Here is a 17237-nt window from a genome sequence, read left to right on the forward strand (position 1 = left end):
GCACATGCATGGTGCTGTCAGGCAGTGTGGATGCAGGTGCTGTCATGCTTTGGTGTGGCCCCGCGATGCGGGGCCACTTTGTTTGTGCTGTCGCCCATGCAGACAAAGCCCCACAATAAGCACCTATTTGCCGTTGTTCCGCACCGCTCCATGCCCGTTTTGCCCCAGCCTACCCAGCACCCCCTGCGCGCCTTGCTACACAACGAGGTGCACGCCCGTCCCGCAGAACCCGTCCAAGGGCCCGCCGCCATTACGCATCTGGTGATGCTGACCGACCCGGCCGAGCGCGAAGCCAGCCGGCGTCATCTGGCGACATTGATGCATGACCACCACCGCACGGGGCCGGATGCTGATTGCACGCATTTGCGCATGGACTTTGGCGCATTCCGCCTGCGCTGGGAGCTGCACACTGAGTTTGTGTGCTGGACTTTCATGGTGCCGCTGCCCGCAGAGGGCGTTTTGAATGCTCGCTCCCCTGCGACAGCAATTGAAGAGGTGCCCCAGCAGTGGCTGAAAAATCTGCCCGGTCTGTGCCTGAGCAGCGTGCACCTGTGGATCATCAAAGACGCGCAGTGCGAGGGCCATGGCATCAGGCATCTGGTGCAGCAAATGCTCAATGATGAGACGCTGGCAGGCTCGACAGTGCATATCGGCCATACAGAGGTGTGCACTGATTTTGCGATCCATGCCGATGGTTACTCGCGCATCTTGGTCAAGCCCTCGGACAGCATCAGTGCACGCCGTCTGGGGCGTCTGGTGCAGAGGGTACTGGAGATTGAAACCTATCGCATGGCTGCGTTGCTGGGTTTGCCTGCAGCGCGCAAAGCGGCCGGGGTGCTGGGCTCTGCCGAGAAAGAGCTGGCCGAGCTGGCGCATGCTATTCGTGAAGCCGGGCGTGAAGACGAGCCTGTGCTGCTGGACCGGCTGACGCGTCTGGCCGGGCAGGTAGAGAGTGAATATGCAGCCACGCACTCGCGCTTTTCGGCCAGCAAGGCCTACTTTGAGCTGGTGGACAAACGCATTCACGATCTGCACGAAGAGCGCCTGTCGGGGCTGCTGACGATTCAGGAGTTCATGGAGCGGCGCCTGTCTCCGGCACGCAGCACCTGCGAATGGGCCACGCACCGCCAGAATGCGCTGTCACAGCGCGTATCGCGTGTGAGCAACTTGCTGCGCACCCGTGTCGAGATTGAGCAGCAGCAAAGCAACCAGGAAATTTTAGCCACCATGAATGACCGTCAGGGCATGCAGCTGAAATTGCAGTCCACGGTGGAAGGCCTGTCGGTGGCTGCCATTACTTACTACATCACCGGCCTGATTGCCTACCTGAGCAAAGGTGCGCAAAAAGTGGGCTGGCCGCTGTCGCCAGAAGTCACTGCGGCCATTGCCATTCCGGTGGTGGCGTTCAGCGTCTGGTGGTCATTGCGCCGTCTGCACCACCGCTTGTTTGGCGACAAGCATTGAAACAGCTTCTTAAAGAATAAGAGCGCATAGCGCTTGTTTGTGCTGGGTTTGAAAGAGAAAAGTGTCTGAAGTTAAGAATTCATCAGCGCAAGCTGCTCAGAAAGGTGTAGCGATTGGCTTGACGCTGGCCGTGCTCGGGGCCATCGCTTTTAGTGGCAAGGCCATCATTGTCAAGCTGGCCTACCGTTATGGCGTGGATGCGGTCACGCTGCTGATGTACCGCATGCTGTTTGCCTTGCCGGTGTTTCTCATCATGGCCTGGTGGGCGGGGCGCGGCAAAGCGGCGCTGACACGCAAGGACTGGATGGGCGTGGTGGGGCTGGGCTTTTCGGGCTACTACCTTGCCAGCTATCTGGACTTTGCCGGGCTGGCCTATATCTCGGCAGCGCTGGAGCGCTTGATCTTGTACCTCAACCCCACCTTGGTGGTGATCTTTGGCTGGGTGGTCTACAAGCGCGGCATCACCTGGGGGCAGTTTGCGGGCATGCTGGTGAGCTACTGCGGCGTGTTGCTGGTGTTTGGCCATGAGGTGGGTGCGCAAGGCAGTAACGCCGTATGGGGCGCACTGCTGGTGCTTGGCAGCGCTATCAGCTATGCCATCTACATGGTTTACAGCGGCGAGATGGTCAAACGCCTGGGCTCCATGCGCTTGGTTGGTCTGGCGTCCAGCGTGGCGTGCTTTTTTTGCATTGCGCAGTTTCTGATCACCCATCCGCTGTCGGCCATGCACGTTGCACCGCAGGTGCTGTGGCTGTCGCTGCTCAATTCCACTGCGTGCACTGTGGCCCCCGTGCTGATGGTGATGATGGCCATTGAGCGCATTGGCGCGGGAATGACGGCACAGACCGGAATGATTGGGCCGCTGTCCACCATCTTGATGGGGGTGTGGCTGCTCGATGAGCAGCTCAATGTCTGGATGGTGGCCGGCACCAGTCTGGTCATGGTGGGCATTTTTGTATTCACGCGCTGGGCCAGAAAACCGGGCGCAGCGAAGTAGCAACCTAAAAAAGCAGGAGAGAAACCATGGATCTGGGAATCGCGGGCAAGTGGGCGCTGGTATGTGGCGCCAGCAAGGGTTTGGGTTATGGCTGTGCCAAGGCCCTGGTGCAGGAAGGTGTGAACGTGGTCATCAATGCGCGTGGCGATGCAGCCTTGCAAGAAGCAGCTGCACAATTGAGAGCTATCAGCGCTGATGCAGCCAGCACTGGCGGTAAAAAGCCTGCGCAAGTGCTAGCGGTGGCCTGCGACATCACCACGCCTGCCGGGCGCGAGGCGGTGTTTGGCGTGGCGGGTGGCCCCGGCATTGCCTTTGACATGCTGGTGACCAATGCAGGCGGCCCCCCTACCGGCGATTTTCGCGACTGGGACCGCGATGCGTGGATCAAGGCGGTGGACGCCAACATGCTCACCCCCATTGAGCTGATCAAGACGGTGGTGGATGGCATGGCTGCACGTGGTTTTGGCCGCATCGTCAACATCACATCCAGCGCCGTAAAGGCACCTATCGACATTCTGGGTCTGTCCAACGGTGCACGCAGTGGCCTGACAGGCTTTGTTGCAGGCTTGGCACGCTCTGGTATTGCCGGTCATGGCGTCACCATCAACTCGCTGTTGCCCGGTAAATTTGACACTGACCGTCTGGCCTCTACCCACCAGGCAGCGGCCAGTAAAAGTGGCAAAGAGGTGGCCGACATCCGAAGTGCACAAGCGGCGCAAATTCCCGCCAAGCGCTTTGGAAATGCCGATGAGTTTGGTGCCATTTGCGCCTTCCTGTGCAGTGTGCACGCAGGCTATATGACAGGCCAGAACATCCTGCCCGATGGCGGTTTGTACAACGGTACGTTCTAAGTGGCCGCCTGCAGCAGGCGCATCGTTGAAGAAAAAAGGCAGCCCACGGCTGCCTTTTTTTTTATGGTTCTGCTGATGACTGTGTGCAGGTGCTTAGCGCCGTGACGACACCACAATGCCGCCCACAATCAGTGCAAACGCCAGCGCGTGGTACAGCTGAGGCATCTCACCCAGGATGGGGATAGACAGCAAGGCCGTGAACAGCGGCATCAGGTTGGCAAAGAAGCCCGCTGTTGCCGGACCCGCGCGTTTGACGCCTTCACCCCAGAACCGGTAGGCCAGAATGGCCGGGCCAATCACAATGAAGAGCATGGCGGCAGCCAGCGTTGCGCGGGGCACCCAGACAAAATGGCCGGTGACAACTTCACCTCCAGCCAAGACGGCAGACCAGCCAATACCAAAAATAAGCTGGGCAATCAGAAATGCCGCCCAATTGCTGCGTACCTGTGCCTGGCTGGGCATGGTTTGCGCGCTGCGCGCCAGCAGCCAGCTGTAGAGCGACCAGACAATGGCGGCCATCAAGATAAACCAGTCACCAGGCACCAGCTGCAGACTGAGCAGCTGCTGTGGGCTGCCACGGCTGAGTACCAAGGCCACCCCCAGCATAGACAGCACAGCACCCACTGCCTGTCGCCCGCTGATTGTGCTGCCAAACACGAAGCGGCCAATCAGCAGCATCCAGATGGGCATGCTGGAGCCCACCAGCGTCACATTGATGGGCGACGAGGTCTTGAGCGCCAGATACAGCAGTGCGTTGTAGCTGCCAATGCCCAGCACGCCCAGCAAGGCGTACTGCTTCCAGCACTGCCAGATGGCACTGTTTTTGCGTAGTACATGGCCAGCCAGTGGCAGCAGCACTAGCAAGGCCAGGCCCCAGCGCATCAGATTGAGAGTGAAGGGCGAGATTAAGTCGTGGACCAGGCGGCCAACAATGGCATTGCCTGCCCAGAGCAGGGGCGCTGCGGTCAGCATGGCTGCTGTGCCGAATGTCAATGGGGAACTCATTGCCCGAATGGTAGCGTGGCTGTGTCATTGTGTAGCGGCACGGACATGGCACGATAGACGACTTGCCTGCATGTAAACACACAAGGAGACGGACAAGCATGGTCACCACAACGAGTAAATGCGTGCAAATTTCACGCAATGGCGGCACCGAAGTTCTAGAGCTGGTTACACGGGATGTTGGACAGCCCGGCGCTGGTGAAATCTTGCTGCGCCATCACGCCGTGGGTTTGAATTTCATTGACGTTTACCAGCGCTCTGGTTTGTATGCCCTGCCGTTGCCTTTACAGCTGGGCATGGAAGGTGCCGGTGTGGTCGAGGCCGTAGGAGACGGTGTGACCCATCTCCAAACAGGTGACCGAGTGGCGTATGCCAGCAACCCTCCAGGCAGTTATTGCGAGCGCCGGGTAATGCCCGCCACGCACGTGTGCAAGCTGCCGGACAGTATCAGCTTTGATACCGGTGCAGCCATGATGCTCAAGGGCCTGACGGTGCAGTATCTGCTCAAGCAATGCCTGCCTGCCGAAGGTTTGCAGGCTGGTGATTTTGTGCTGTTTCACGCCGCTGCCGGTGGCGTCGGCTTGATTGCCTGCCAATGGGCCAAAGCACTGGGACTGCAGTTGATCGCCACCGCAGGATCTGATGAGAAATGTCAGCTAGCTCTAGCTAATGGTGCATCACACGCGATCAATTACAGAACTGAAGACTTTGCCGCCAAGGTCAAAGCCATTACGGGCGGGCAAGGCGTGAAAGTGGTGTATGACAGTGTGGGCAAAGACACTTGGGAGGGCTCCATTGCCAGCTTGCGTCGTTTTGGTCTGATGGTTTCATTTGGCAATGCGTCAGGTCCAGTGCCGCCCCTGAGTTTGGCCGCGCTGGCCCCCAAAGGTCTGTATGTGACACGCCCCAGCGTGTTTGTCTATGCCCATAGCCGCAGCGCAACACAAGCGATGGCTGATGACTTGTTCAATGTGGTCTCCAGCGGTAAGGTCAATATTCATATTGCCCAGCGCTATGCACTGGAGCAGGTGCGCACAGCGCACGAGGCCTTGGAAGCACGGCAAACCACGGGGTCAACAATCTTGACCGTGTAAGCCCCAGAGGAGAGATGATGAATTGGTTGGAAAAACTACGTGACGAAGCACAGCGCCCACCCGCACAACCGCGCATGCTGTTGCTGTGGAGCGGGCAGGTCATCGGTACGGTGGCCCCAGGCTTTTTGGAGAGTGTGGACGTAGATTTTCTGCGCGGACAACGCATTACCTTTACGCACAAGAAAACCCCGGGTCTGGGTGAAACGTGGAGCTTCACGGCACCTGATGCCAGTTTTGGTCTGAACGCATTGGCTCAGCTGATGCGTGAAAAAGGCCGCAGCGGCCCTTGGCGCAATGAGCAAATTGCCGTGTGTACCCCTCAGGGCCAGCGCGTAGCTACGGTGGAGCGCGGGGCCGTGCGTTTGCTGGGCGTCAACACGCATGCCGTGCATCTGATTGGCTTGACGCCTGATGGACGCATGTGGGTGCAGCAGCGCAGCAAGAAAAAACCCAACCACCCTAATAAGTGGGACACCCTGATGGGAGGCATGGTCTCCGCCGCAGATACGCTGGAGCAAGCGCTGGCGCGTGAAACACAGGAAGAAGCGGGACTGGACTTGGCGCAGCTGCTGCAGTTGCAGCATGGGGGGCAGGTTACGTTTGCCTGCCCTAGCGATGAAGTCTCGGGTGGCGTGGCCTATATGCGCGAGCGTATTGACTGGTTCACAGCCACTGTGCCGCAAGGAATGGAGCCTAAAAACCAGGATGGGGAAGTGCAGCAGTTCCAGTGCATTGACCAGGCCACGCTGATGGAATGGCTGGTGCAGGGCAAGTTCACGCCAGAGGCCTCTTTGGTACTGGCTGACTATCTCAAGCTTTAGCCAAGCGAGTGCACGAAAAAAGCCGCTGAATCAGCGGCTTTTTTCGTGCGTGGGTGTTGCTAGCTGGCGTACTCAGCGAGTGACCGAGGGCTCACGAAGGCGGCTGTGTGCCAGCGCACCGGCCGACTCCAGGATGGGGTAGGCCACCGAGCACAGCAGCGAGTTAATGCGCTTGAGGTCGCTGATAAGGTCAATATGCAGCGAGCTTGTCTCAATGCTTTGCACCGTGTTGTCAGACAGGCGATCCAGGTGGGTGGCAGAGTAGGCCAGCTCCAGGTCGCGAAAACGTGCCTTTTCTTCCAGCAGTTTCTGGGCGTCACGGACATTGCCGTTCAGAAACACACTCATGGCCAAACGCAGGTTAGAGACCAGGTGCGCGTGCAAAAGGTTGATTTCTTCCAGGCCCGCTTGCGAGAACTGGCGGCCTTTTTTGATCTTTTTGTCTTCCACATCCTGCAGGATGCGCTCGATCAAGTCGCCCACCTGCTCCATATTGATGGTGAAGCTGATGATGTCTGTCCAGCGGCGGCCTTCGGTTTCATCGAGCTCAGCACGTGAAATCTTGGTCATGTAGTACTTGATGGCGGAGTAAAGGTCATCCACTTCGTCATCGAGCTTGCGCAAATGCTCGGCCAGTTTCTGGTCATCCGTCATCCACACTTTTTGCAACCCCATGAGCATGGATTCCACCACGTCAGCCTGATGCAGTGCCTCGCGCGCAGCGCATGAAATTGCCAGCGACGGGGTGCTCAGGGCTGAAGCATCCAGATGGTGCGGCCGCGAGGTGGACGGGGAGGCCACTTGTACAGGCAGAATTTTTTCAACCAGCCATGCCACCTTGCCGGTCAGCAAAATGCACACCAGTGCCACCACCGTGTTGAAAGCCAGGTGGAACATGACTACCAACGTACCTACGTCGGGCGCAATACCGCGCATGTGCTGGTGCCATGGGGTCACCAAGGGAATCATCAGCACGACACCCACCATCTTGAACATCAGGTTGCCCAGAGGCACCTGGCGGGTCTGAACATTGGCCTTCAAAGTGGTCAGTACGGCCAGCAAGCCGCTGCCCAGATTGGCACCGATCACCAGGCCCAGCGCTACGTCAACCGGAATACCGCCCGATGCAGCCAAGGTTGCCACCAGCAGCACGGTGGCAAGGCTGGAGTACGAAATGATGGAGATGATGGCGCCCGTAAGCACTTCCATGGTGATGTCGCTGGTCAAGGCTTCCAGCAGCGTCAGCATGGTGGGGCTTTGGGTCAGCACCGTCGTGGACTCGGTAATCAGGCGCAGCGCCAGCAGCATCAGGCCCAGACCGATGAATACGCGTCCCACGCGGCCGACGGTGCTGTCCTGGCGCGAGATGAACATCACGACACCAACAAAAATAAACAGCGGCGACAGCCACGACAGGTCCAGCGAGAACACCACGGCCATCACGCTGGTGCCCACATCGGCGCCCAGCATGACCGCCAGTGCAGCCGTCAGCGAAATCATGCCCTGGCCGACAAACGATGAAACGATGAGCGCAGTGGCGGTGCTTGACTGCACGATGGCTGTCACGCCAACGCCGGACAGAACTGCTTTGAGCCGGTTGCTGACCCCACGCGAAATAAATTGGCGCAAATTAGCCCCGAAGACGCGTAAAACGCCGGTTCGGACTAGTTGGGTGCCCCAGACAAGCAGGGCGATGGCGGCTAAAAGATTCAGTAAGTGCTTCATGTGCGGCAAGCGAGGAAGCGATCGAATATACCCCTGACCGCCCATGCATGGCTCTGGGGTACGCTCCAAGACGCACATTTCAGTGCGGATTGAGTGAATATAGTTTTCGTTTCTGTTCTTTTTAGACTGGATCTAAAATTTTTCATACGCTAAAGGGAATACCCTGAGTCTTGCAGCGGCTGCGGGTTGCGAAGTGAATGGCACGGTGGCCTATGCCACGAGCCACGACAGCCATGGAGCTTCACAAGCCTGATCAACGGCTGGGCGCATGAAAACGCCGACACGTCGAGTGCAAAAAAGAAAAAACCCGCTGCCACAACGGATCAGCGGGTTGAGGGTGCGCAGGGCAGACCTGTGTTTAACGGGCTGCTTTGGTGCGTCTGGCGCGCAAAATTTCATCCAGAATCAGGCTGGCGGCCCCGATACAGATGGCAATGTCAGCCACATTGAAGGCGGGGTAGTGCGAACCGCGCCAGTGAAAATCCAGAAAGTCCACCACATAGCCGTGCTGCAGGCGGTCAATCACATTGCCCAAGGCGCCGCCCAGAATGCACGAGATGGCAAAGCAAAAGAACTTTTGTTCGGGGTGCTTGCGCAGCTGCCAGACGATAAGCACGGTCGCTACCGCGCCAATGCCCACAAACAGCCAGCGCTGCCAGCCGTCGGCACTGGCCAGAAATGAAAAGGCTGCCCCGGTGTTGTGCGCGCGCACAATGTTGAAGAAGCTGGTGATGGGCGTCCAGTCACCGTATTGGTAGAAGCTCAAGATCCACTGTTTGGTGAACTGATCCACCCCAATGAGCAATGCTGCCCATAACAGCCAGGGCCAATAAGCAGGCTTGCGGATTGCACCACTGGGGAGAGTTGCCGAAGAGCGCATGGCGTGCCTTTGAAGGTGAAGTCGTTTTAAAACAATAGCGTTTAACGCCGTGAATACTAAGTTTCAATATGAAATATATTTGAAATCTAGTGAATACAAGCGCTGGTCGCTCTTTTTGTAAGAGCGATCCCAGCGTTTGCCAGCATGTTTAAGCCTTGGTGCGCACTTCGCCGTCACCGTACAGGTTGCTGTCGCAACGGCCGCACAGTGTGGGGTGTGCGGGGTTCACGCCCACATCGTCGCGGTAGTGCCAGCAACGCTCGCACTTGGCGTGCTCGCTGGCTTTCACAGTTGTGCTCAGTGCATCGCCGGCCACGGCAGTCGCTGCAGAGGTAATGAAGACAAACTTCAGGTCATCCCTGAGGCTTTGCAGCAGGGCCAGGTCTTCGGGCTCGGCCGTCAAAGTGACTTCAGCTTGCAAAGAAGAGCCGACAGCGCCGGTGCCGCGCACCACTTCGATGTCTTTGTTGACCACATTGCGGATTTCGCACAGACGCTTCCACTTGGCCAGCAAGGCCTCGCTGCCTTCGGGCAGATCGGTAAATTGCTCCAGGAAGATGGATTCGCTGTGACCAAAAATCTTCCACGCTTCTTCAGCGGTGAACGACAAAAACGGAGCCATCCAGCGCAGCAGCGCGTGGGTGATCTGGTGCAGTGCGGTTTGTGCCGAGCGGCGGGCCAGGCTCTTGGGTGCGCTGGTGTACAGGCGGTCCTTGAGCACGTCCAGATAAAAGCCGCCCAGGTCTTCCGAGCAGAACAACTGAATCTTGGCAACCACGGGGTGGAATTCATACACCTTGTAGTGCGCAAGGATGTCTTTTTGCAGCTCAGCCGCACGTGCCAGTGCGTACTGGTCAATCTCCAGCATGTCGGCGTAGGCCACCGATTCGGTGGCGGCATCGAAGTCGCTGGTATTGGCCAGCAAAAAGCGCAGCGTGTTGCGAATGCGGCGGTAGCTGTCCACCACGCGGGCCAAGATTTTGTCGTCGATACCCAGATCGCCCGAGTAATCGGTCGAAGCCACCCACAGGCGGATGATTTCTGCGCCCATCTTGTTGGACACGTCCTGCGGGGCCACGGTGTTGCCCACGGACTTGGACATCTTCTTGCCCTGACCGTCCACGGTGAAACCGTGCGTTAGCAGACCGCGATACGGTGCACGGCCGAAGATGGCCGAGGACAGCAGCAGCGAACTGTGGAACCAGCCACGGTGCTGGTCATGGCCTTCCAGATACAGGTCGGCCTCGGGGCCTTTGTCGTGGTGATGCTCAGGGTGCGTGCCGCGCAGCACGTGCCAGAAGGTGGAGCCAGAGTCAAACCACACTTCCAGAATGTCGGTGCTCTTGGTGTAGTGCTTGGCTTCTTCGGTACCCAGAATTTCTTCGGTGGTCACGCGGCTCCAGGCCTCGATACCGCCGGTCTCGATCATGGCCGCCGCCTGATCGATGATCTCCATGGTGCGGGGGTGCAAAGCGCCCGTATCCACATGCAGGAAGAAAGGTATGGGCACACCCCAGCTGCGCTGACGCGAGATGCACCAGTCCGGGCGGCCAGCGATCATGGAGCGCAGGCGGTCCTGGCCATTTTCGGGGTAGAAGCTGGTTTGCTCGATGGCATCCAGCGCAATCTGGCGCAACGTTTGCGCAGGTTTTTGCGCAGGGTCGGTGAACACGCCTTCGCCTTCGTCCATGCGGATGAACCACTGCGCAGCGGCACGGTAGATCACCGGCGTCTTGTGGCGCCAGCAATGCGGGTAACTGTGCGTCAGGCTGGTGGTGTCCATCAGGCGATTGGCTACCTTCAGGGCGTCCAGAATGACGGGCACGGCCTTCCAGATGTGCTGGCCGCCAAACATGGGCAGATCGGCTGCGTACACGCCGTTGCCTTGCACGGGGTTGAGAATGTTCTTGTACTCCATGCCATTGCTGATGCAGGAGTTGAAGTCATCCACACCATAGGCGGGGGCCGAGTGCACGATACCGGTACCGTCGTCGGCGGTGGCGTAATCCGCCAGATACACGGGCGAGATGCGGTCAAAGCCCTTGTCCACGTGCGCCAGCGGGTGCTTGAAGGGCATGTGGTCCAGCTGTTTGCCCTGGGCTGTGGCCACCACGGTGCCTTCCATCTTCCAGCGTGCCAGGCACTTTTCAACCAGCGCAGAGGCCAGCACCAGCAGGCCACGTTCGGTGTCCACCAGGCTGTATTCCAGATCGGGGTTGACGTTCAGCGCCTGGTTGGCAGGAATGGTCCACGCAGTGGTGGTCCAGATCACCACAAAGGCTTCTTTGTTCAGCGAAGGCAGGCCAAAGGCGGCAGCCAGCTTGGCGGGCTCGGCGGCAGGGAACATCACATCCAGCGTCTGTGACTGCTTGTCTGCGTATTCGATCTCAAACTCGGCCAGCGACGACGCGCAGTCAAAGCACCAGTACACGGGCTTGAGACCGCGGTAGACAAAGCCACGCTCCATCACCTTCTTCAAGGCGCGCAACTCGGCGGCCTCGTTGGCGTAGTTCATGGTTTTGTAGGGGTGATCCCATTCACCCAGGACACCCAGGCGCTTGAAGTCCACCATTTGCTGTGCGATCTGCGCGGTGGCAAAAGCGCGGCTCTTGGCCTGCATCTCGTCGCGGGGCAGGTTGCGGCCATGCAGCTTTTCAATGGCGTTTTCGATGGGCAGGCCGTGGCAATCCCAGCCGGGTGCGTACAGCGCGTCGTAGCCTTCCAGCTGGCGGCTCTTGACGATCATGTCCTTGAGCACCTTGTTCACTGCATGTCCGATGTGGATCTGTCCGTTGGCGTACGGTGGGCCGTCGTGCAAGATGAACTTGGGCGCACCCGCACGGGCCACACGCAATTTCTTGTAGACGCCTTGCTCATCCCAGTCCTTGGCCCACTGGGGCTCGCGCTTGGGCAAATCGCCGCGCATGGGGAATGGCGTGTCAGGCATATTCAGCGTGGCGCGGTACACGGACGCTTCGGGCTTGTTGGATTTCGATTCAGACATGGGGGAACCTTGAAGGCATGCCGGGCTTTAGGGCCGGGCTAAAAAAGCGGGGGAGGAGCACCGGGCGCAGCCGGCACCCGAGCTGACGAAGGCGAGCGTCAAATTCGGTCGCGCGTGGTTTGGCGATGCGTTTCGGTATAGGTTGCGAAAAACGCGCGCGCGTCATCGCAGTCCCTGGCAATGCCTTCAGTGAGGGCGGCCAGACTGTCGTATTTCAGCTCGTCGTGCAGTTTGTGCAAAAGTTCCACGCGGATGATTTTACCGTAGCCCCCTTCGCCACCGAGTTGAGGCGGCCAATCGAGGCAATGGGTCTCTAGCAAGACGCGCCCGCCATTGACATCGTTGGGGTCAATGGAAGGGCGCACCCCCAGGTTGGCGACACCGCGCAGCGGCGCTTCGGTCAAGCCATGCACCAGTACGGCAAAAATGCCGCTGGCAGCGGGTTTCCAGTGGTTAAAGCGCAGGTTCAAGGTGCGAAATCCGTCCATGGCACCGGGGGCTGATTCGGCCAACTGGCGCCCCAGCTTGCGGCCATGAACCACATGACCGGAGATGGTGTAGGGGTGTCCCAGCATCTGCGCGGCCAACGCCATATTTCCCTGCGCCAGGGCAGCACGCACGGTGGTGCTGGAGACACGCTCGCCATGTACCTCGTAGCTGTTCATGCGCGCCACATCAAATCCCAGCTTTTGACCGGCGGCATCCAGCATGGCGTAGTCACCCGCACGCTGGGAGCCAAACTTGAAGTCATCGCCCACCAAAATATATTGGGCACCCAGACCATCCAGAAGGACTTGCTGAATAAATGCCTCTGGTGACTGGCTGGCCAAGGCTTGGTTAAAGGGCAGAACCACCACTTGGTCCACACCACAAAACTCCAGTTGCGAGAGCTTGTCGCGCAGCGTGCCTACACGGGCAGGTGCCAGCTCAGGTTTCTTGAATTTTTCAGCGAAGTAGTCGCGCGGGTGCGGCTCAAACGTCAGGACGCAAGTGGGAATATGGCGCTGCGCAGCTTCGGCGGACAGCAATGCCAGCATGGCTTGGTGTCCCCGGTGTACGCCGTCAAAGTTGCCGATCGTGACGGCGCAATGTGGGGCCAATCCCGGGTGCTTGAATCCGCGAAAAATCTTCATTGTGTGCTTGGGTTTTTATAGCTTGCAAAACCTGCCGTATGTGTCGTGGTGGCAGGTTGTCACCGAAAGCAAGTATATTGCTCTGAAGATGGACGGCGCGCTTAGCCCGACTGCGGGTGACACAGCATTGCCTGCCGTTATGCAAGGAGGCCGAACGTGAGAGTTTTGAAGCTGTCCGCCCATGGCTTGCCCCAGTCATGGATCACGCTGGAAGATGCCGTGCTGCACTACGCCGCAGATGATGTGCGCTGGACCATGGGCTCCTCTGTGGCTGTATTTCACGGTGGACATAACGCTGCAACAGGCCAGCAGTCGTGCATTGAAGTGCACAGCATCATCGGCACGCGTGGCGTGCCCCGTGTCAACCCCCATGGCATGAAACCGGGCTTGACCAATACCAAGCTCTTCGCCCGCGACTGCAATGTGTGCGCCTATTGCGGCAAGACCCTGGCGGTGGAGCACCTGACGCGCGAGCACATCTTGCCCATCTGTCAGCAGGGCCAGAACACCTGGATGAATCTGGTCACGGCCTGTAAAGGCTGCAATCACCGCAAAGGCCCTCGTACTCCTGAGCAGGCGCGCATGCCGCTGCTATATGCACCCTATGTACCCAGCATCTGGGAGGACTTCATTCTTCGCAACCGCCGCATCCTGGCCGATCAAATGGAGTTTTTGCGCATGCATGTGCCTAAGACATCGCGGCAGGCACAGAGCAAAGACCATGCTTTAGAGTTTGAAAATTGCAGCGATGCCTGAAATCAGCTCTGGCTGCGTGGTGAAATATAGGGTTTTCCCTTAATTGCACATGCCGCCATGATTGTTCAAGAGCGACCCAATGGGCTGACCTTATTTCTCATCTCGAGAGGGTCCGTTCTGCAGCGCATCCGTTGGAAGCTCAGCCTCAACATCTTGCTGGCAGCACTGGTGACTCTGGCTCACGGCAACCTGTTCGATATCAAGATCACGGTCACCCCTATTCCTTTCACACTGATTGGTTTGCCGCTGGCCATTTTTCTGGGCTTCAGGAACAACACCGCTTACGACCGTTACTGGGAAGGGCGCAAGCTGTGGGGGGATCTGAACATTCGAGCCCGGGTTTTGGCGCGCCAGTGTCTGAGCCTGATTGGTCTGGATCAGCCACTGGATCCGAGTAACCGCGAAGGGGACGTGCGCGTGCGCATCGTGCACCGCGCGATTGCCCATGCCCATGCCTTGCGCGCTCAGTTGCGTGACCACGTAGATGACCGTTCCCTGGAGCGCTGGCTGACCGCTGCAGATTGGGACAAAGTGCGCAACCTGCCTTTGCCCTATCGAGGCGATGCCATCGTGCAAGCGAATGCCAATGACCTGGCAGAGTGTTTGCGTCAAGGGCTGATGGACCCCTGCACCGCCACCAAGATGGATGAAACGCTGACGCACATGACATTTGCCGCAGCCTCGTGCGAGCGCCTGCGCTACACCCCCATTCCGTTTTCGTACACCTTGTTGTTGCACCGTACAGCCCACCTGTACTGTTTTTTGCTACCTTTCGGGTTGGTGGATGTGACAGGTTTCATGACACCTTTTGTGGTGGCCATTGTGGCTTACACCTTCTTTGGCCTGGATGCGCTGGGCGATGAACTGGAGGAGCCTTTTGGTACAGAGAACAACGATCTGCCACTCGATGCCATGTGCCGCAGTATGGAAATCAATCTGCTGCAATTACTGGGCGACCCAGATTTGCCAGCGCCCATGCAACCTGTGGAGTGCAGGCTGACCTGAAGACGCACAGCGCAGACTGGAGCTGAAAAAAAGGCCACCGTAAGGTGGCCTTTTTGCTCATTGTGGGTGCAGGTTATGTATCAGCTACGCCTGCGGTGGCTTGCATACGTGCGCAGACTTCGCCCAGATGGTGCAGGCTGTCACCGTAGGTCATCTCCAGTTGTGTCAGCTTTTTGAACTGGTGCGAAACGATGTACTCATCCGTTACACCAATGCCACCGTGCAGTTGCACGGCTTGCTGTCCGACAAAACGCATGGATTGGCCTAGCTGCACGCGCGCACGAGCAATGGCGCGGCGGCGCTGTTCGGCGGGCTGCTCCAGCTGCAGGCTGGCGTAGTAGCTCATGGACCGTGCCAGCTCCAGCTGCATCTTCATATCGGCAAGGCGGTGGCGTAAGGCCTGAAAGCTGGCAATCGCCACGCCAAACTGCTTGCGCTGGTTCAGGTAGTCGGCGGTGATGGTCATCACCTGGTCCATCACCCCCACAGCCTCGGCACAGACTGCGGCGCTGCCGATATCGACAGCCAGCTCCAGCGCAGCCAGCCCTTCGGGTGTAACCAGCGTGGCGGGGCTGTGTTCGGCTTCGACTTCAGCTGCGCGGCTACCGTCTTGGGTGAGATAGCCGCGTGTGGTTACGCCCGGCGCGCTGCGCTCCAGCAGAAACAATGCCTGTGTGCCATTGAGCAGGGCTGGTACCAAGAAGGCATCGGCCTGATCGCCTGCAGGAACTAAGCTTTTGTGAGCTGTCAGCGTATATCCAGTGAGCGTTTTGGTTGCTTTTGACTCGCATTTATCAAGGCGATAGCGCGCACGGCGTTCCTGGTGTGCCAGCACCACCAGCGCTTCGCCACTGGCAATGCGGGGCAGCCAATCGGCTTGCACGGTATCGGTGCCGTAATTGGCCAGTACCTTGGCGGCTATCAAGCTTTGCGCCAGTGGCTCCAGCACCATGCCGCGGCCCATCTCTTCCATCACCACCATGGCTTCCACGGCGCCCATGCCCATGCCACCGTGCTCTTCGGGCACGTTCAAGGCGGTCAGGCCCAGCTCGGCCAGGGCATTCCAGGTATCGCGGCTAAAACCGCCAGCGGCCACCGCTGCACGGCGGTGCTCAAAACTGTAGGCCTTATCTACCCAGCGGCGGGCAGCATCACGCAGTTGCTGCTGATCGTCAGAAAAATCGAAATCCATGTGCTTGTCTCCCTGTCTTAACCCAGCAGCGTCTGAGCGACGATGTTTCTTTGAACTTCATTGCTGCCACCGTAAATGGTGGTTTTGCGCATGTTGAAGTAGCGGCTGGCCAGCGGCGCGTTGGCCACCTCGCCACCGGGAAAGTCACCTTGCCAGCCTGCGGCCATGGCCTCTTGGATGAAAGGCAGGCTGTAGGGTCCGGCGGCCAGCATCATCAACTCGGTGTAACGTTGCTGGATTTCGCTGCCCTTGATCTTGAGCAGGCCTGCAATGTCCAGCGAGTTCTTGCCGCTTTTCTCAGCCGACAGCACGCGCAGCACCAGCATTTCCAGCGCCACGATGTCCACTTCCAGCAGGGCGATCTGGTCGCGAAAGCGCTGGTCTTCCCACACGCCTTCTTGCTTGGCAATGCGTTTGAGGCGCTCCAGCTCGCGCTTGCTGCGGTTCACATCGGCAATGTTGGTGCGTTCGTGGGCCAGCAAGTGCTTGGCGTAGGTCCAGCCCTTGTTTTCTTCGCCAATCAGCTGGTCAGCGGGCACTTTCACGTTGTCAAAAAAGACTTCGTTGACTTCGCACTCGCCATCCAGCAACTTGATCGGGCGTACCGTTACGCCGGGGCTTTTCATATCCAGCAGCAAGAAGCTGATGCCGGTTTGCGGCTTGCCTTCGTTGCTGGTGCGCACCAGATTGAACATCCAGTCGCCATGCTGGCCCAGTGTGGTCCAGGTCTTTTGGCCGTTGACAATGTAGTGGTCGCCCACGCGCTCGGCGCGGGTTTTGACGCTGGCCAGGTCAGAGCCCGAACCGGGTTCGCTGTAGCCTTGGCTCCACCAGACTTCACCGCTGGCAATTCCGGGCAAGAAGCGCTTTTGCTGCTCAGGGGTGCCAAATGCCATGATGACCGGGGCCACCATCACGGGGCCAAACGGCACGATGGCGGGAGCGCCTGCGCGGGCCAGTTCTTCGGCAAATACGTGCTTTTGCACAGCCCCCCAACCGGGGCCACCGAATGCCTGTGGCCAGCCATAGGCCAGCCAGCCTTTTTTACCAAGCACCTTGGCCCAGCCTTGAATGTCATCACGGCTCAGGCGTTGGTCTTCGCGCACCTTGGTGGCCAGTGCGGGGTCGAGGTGGTCATTGAGCCAAGCGCGTACTTCTTCGCGGAAGGCCTGTTCTTCGGGCGTGTATGCCAAGTCCATGCAGGTGCTCTCCTAGTTAGCAAGACGGACATCCAGTCCGCCATGACAGAGAGCTTGCAGCGGCCTGCTGCTGCGCAGCAACAGGGGGAACGCGGAGAACTTGTCGCTTAGGTG

General features: G+C 58.7%; 14 protein-coding genes. 7 read left to right on the forward strand and 7 right to left on the reverse strand.

The window, feature by feature from the left end; genetic code table 11:
- Nucleotides 1-150: 150 nt before the first annotated feature.
- The 3 genes from IB213_RS06110 (at nt 151) to IB213_RS06120 (ending at nt 3312) form a co-directional block, all read left to right on the forward strand.
- Nucleotides 151-1464, forward strand: a complete 1314-nt coding sequence (locus IB213_RS06110; protein ID WP_191723215.1) for a DUF3422 family protein — start codon at nt 151-153, stop codon at nt 1462-1464.
- Between the two features lie 61 nt (nt 1465-1525).
- Nucleotides 1526-2461 (forward strand): DMT family transporter, encoded by a 936-nt coding sequence (locus tag IB213_RS06115; protein ID WP_318244912.1) that lies wholly within the window; start codon nt 1526-1528, stop codon nt 2459-2461.
- Between the two features lie 26 nt (nt 2462-2487).
- The gene (locus IB213_RS06120; RefSeq protein ID WP_192405752.1) at nt 2488-3312 is read left to right on the forward strand and encodes an SDR family oxidoreductase; all 825 of its coding nucleotides are present in this window, start codon (nt 2488-2490) and stop codon (nt 3310-3312) included.
- 93 nt (nt 3313-3405) lie between these two features.
- Here the strand turns inward: IB213_RS06120 and IB213_RS06125 are convergent, their stop codons facing one another.
- On the reverse strand, nt 3406-4317 hold the full coding sequence (locus IB213_RS06125) for a DMT family transporter (protein WP_192405753.1): 912 nt from the start codon (nt 4315-4317) through the stop codon (nt 3406-3408).
- 98 nt (nt 4318-4415) lie between these two features.
- On the opposite strand from IB213_RS06125, the gene IB213_RS06130 reads away from it, so the two are divergent.
- A complete protein-coding gene (locus IB213_RS06130) occupies nt 4416-5408 on the forward strand; it encodes a quinone oxidoreductase (RefSeq protein WP_191723212.1) in 993 nt (330 codons plus the stop codon).
- 17 nt (nt 5409-5425) lie between these two features.
- The gene (locus tag IB213_RS06135) at nt 5426-6229 is read left to right on the forward strand and encodes an NUDIX domain-containing protein (protein WP_225561001.1); all 804 of its coding nucleotides are present in this window, start codon (nt 5426-5428) and stop codon (nt 6227-6229) included.
- 72 nt (nt 6230-6301) lie between these two features.
- Here the strand turns inward: IB213_RS06135 and IB213_RS06140 are convergent, their stop codons facing one another.
- The 4 genes from IB213_RS06140 to IB213_RS06155 all read right to left on the reverse strand — a co-directional run bounded on the left by IB213_RS06140 (nt 6302) and on the right by IB213_RS06155 (nt 12971).
- Complete coding sequence (locus IB213_RS06140) at nt 6302-7954, reverse strand: Na/Pi cotransporter family protein (RefSeq protein WP_191723210.1); 1653 nt, start codon at nt 7952-7954, stop codon at nt 6302-6304.
- 358 nt (nt 7955-8312) lie between these two features.
- Entirely contained in the window at nt 8313-8834 is a 522-nt protein-coding gene (gene lspA, locus IB213_RS06145; protein ID WP_192405755.1) for a signal peptidase II, read from the reverse strand.
- Nucleotides 8835-8982: 148 nt separating this feature from the next.
- On the reverse strand, nt 8983-11838 hold the full coding sequence (gene ileS / locus IB213_RS06150) for an isoleucine--tRNA ligase (protein ID WP_192405756.1): 2856 nt from the start codon (nt 11836-11838) through the stop codon (nt 8983-8985).
- A 98-nt stretch (nt 11839-11936) separates the two neighbouring features.
- Nucleotides 11937-12971 (reverse strand): bifunctional riboflavin kinase/FAD synthetase, encoded by a 1035-nt coding sequence (locus IB213_RS06155; protein WP_191723207.1) that lies wholly within the window; start codon nt 12969-12971, stop codon nt 11937-11939.
- Nucleotides 12972-13127: 156 nt separating this feature from the next.
- Between IB213_RS06155 and IB213_RS06160 the strand changes: the two genes are divergently transcribed.
- Together IB213_RS06160 and IB213_RS06165 are read left to right on the forward strand one after the other, a co-directional pair.
- Nucleotides 13128-13727 carry an HNH endonuclease gene (locus tag IB213_RS06160; RefSeq protein WP_191723206.1) on the forward strand — a complete coding sequence of 200 codons (600 nt, stop codon included), beginning with the start codon at nt 13128-13130 and terminating at the stop codon, nt 13725-13727.
- Nucleotides 13728-13784: 57 nt separating this feature from the next.
- A complete protein-coding gene (locus IB213_RS06165; protein ID WP_192405757.1) occupies nt 13785-14732 on the forward strand; it encodes a bestrophin family protein in 948 nt (315 codons plus the stop codon).
- Nucleotides 14733-14805: 73 nt separating this feature from the next.
- Here the strand turns inward: IB213_RS06165 and IB213_RS06170 are convergent, their stop codons facing one another.
- Nucleotides 14806-15924: an acyl-CoA dehydrogenase family protein gene (locus IB213_RS06170; protein WP_192405758.1), complete on the reverse strand. Its 1119-nt coding sequence runs from the start codon at nt 15922-15924 to the stop codon at nt 14806-14808.
- A gap of 17 nt (nt 15925-15941) precedes the next feature.
- Complete coding sequence (locus IB213_RS06175; RefSeq protein ID WP_191723203.1) at nt 15942-17123, reverse strand: acyl-CoA dehydrogenase family protein; 1182 nt, start codon at nt 17121-17123, stop codon at nt 15942-15944.
- Between the last annotated feature and the right edge of the window lie 114 nt (nt 17124-17237).

The organism is Comamonas sp. CMM02 (assembly GCF_014851485.1).
Classification (GTDB): Bacteria; Pseudomonadota; Gammaproteobacteria; order Burkholderiales; family Burkholderiaceae_C; genus Comamonas; species Comamonas avium.

Excerpts from the sequence above, each read along its gene's own strand:
- IB213_RS06110 (WP_191723215.1), top strand. The coding sequence starts at position 151 with ATGCCCGTTTTGCCCCAGCCTACCCAGCACCCCCTGCGCGCCTTGCTA.
- IB213_RS06120 (WP_192405752.1), top strand. The coding sequence starts at position 2,488 with ATGGATCTGGGAATCGCGGGCAAGTGGGCGCTGGTATGTGGCGCCAGC.
- IB213_RS06125 (WP_192405753.1), bottom strand. The coding sequence starts at position 4,317 with ATGAGTTCCCCATTGACATTCGGCACAGCAGCCATGCTGACCGCAGCG.
- IB213_RS06130 (WP_191723212.1), top strand. The coding sequence starts at position 4,416 with ATGGTCACCACAACGAGTAAATGCGTGCAAATTTCACGCAATGGCGGC.
- IB213_RS06135 (WP_225561001.1), top strand. The coding sequence starts at position 5,426 with ATGAATTGGTTGGAAAAACTACGTGACGAAGCACAGCGCCCACCCGCA.
- IB213_RS06140 (WP_191723210.1), bottom strand. The coding sequence starts at position 7,954 with ATGAAGCACTTACTGAATCTTTTAGCCGCCATCGCCCTGCTTGTCTGG.
- lspA (WP_192405755.1), bottom strand. The coding sequence starts at position 8,834 with ATGCGCTCTTCGGCAACTCTCCCCAGTGGTGCAATCCGCAAGCCTGCT.
- ileS (WP_192405756.1), bottom strand. The coding sequence starts at position 11,838 with ATGTCTGAATCGAAATCCAACAAGCCCGAAGCGTCCGTGTACCGCGCC.
- IB213_RS06155 (WP_191723207.1), bottom strand. The coding sequence starts at position 12,971 with ATGAAGATTTTTCGCGGATTCAAGCACCCGGGATTGGCCCCACATTGC.
- IB213_RS06165 (WP_192405757.1), top strand. The coding sequence starts at position 13,785 with ATGATTGTTCAAGAGCGACCCAATGGGCTGACCTTATTTCTCATCTCG.
- IB213_RS06170 (WP_192405758.1), bottom strand. The coding sequence starts at position 15,924 with ATGGATTTCGATTTTTCTGACGATCAGCAGCAACTGCGTGATGCTGCC.
- IB213_RS06175 (WP_191723203.1), bottom strand. The coding sequence starts at position 17,123 with ATGGACTTGGCATACACGCCCGAAGAACAGGCCTTCCGCGAAGAAGTA.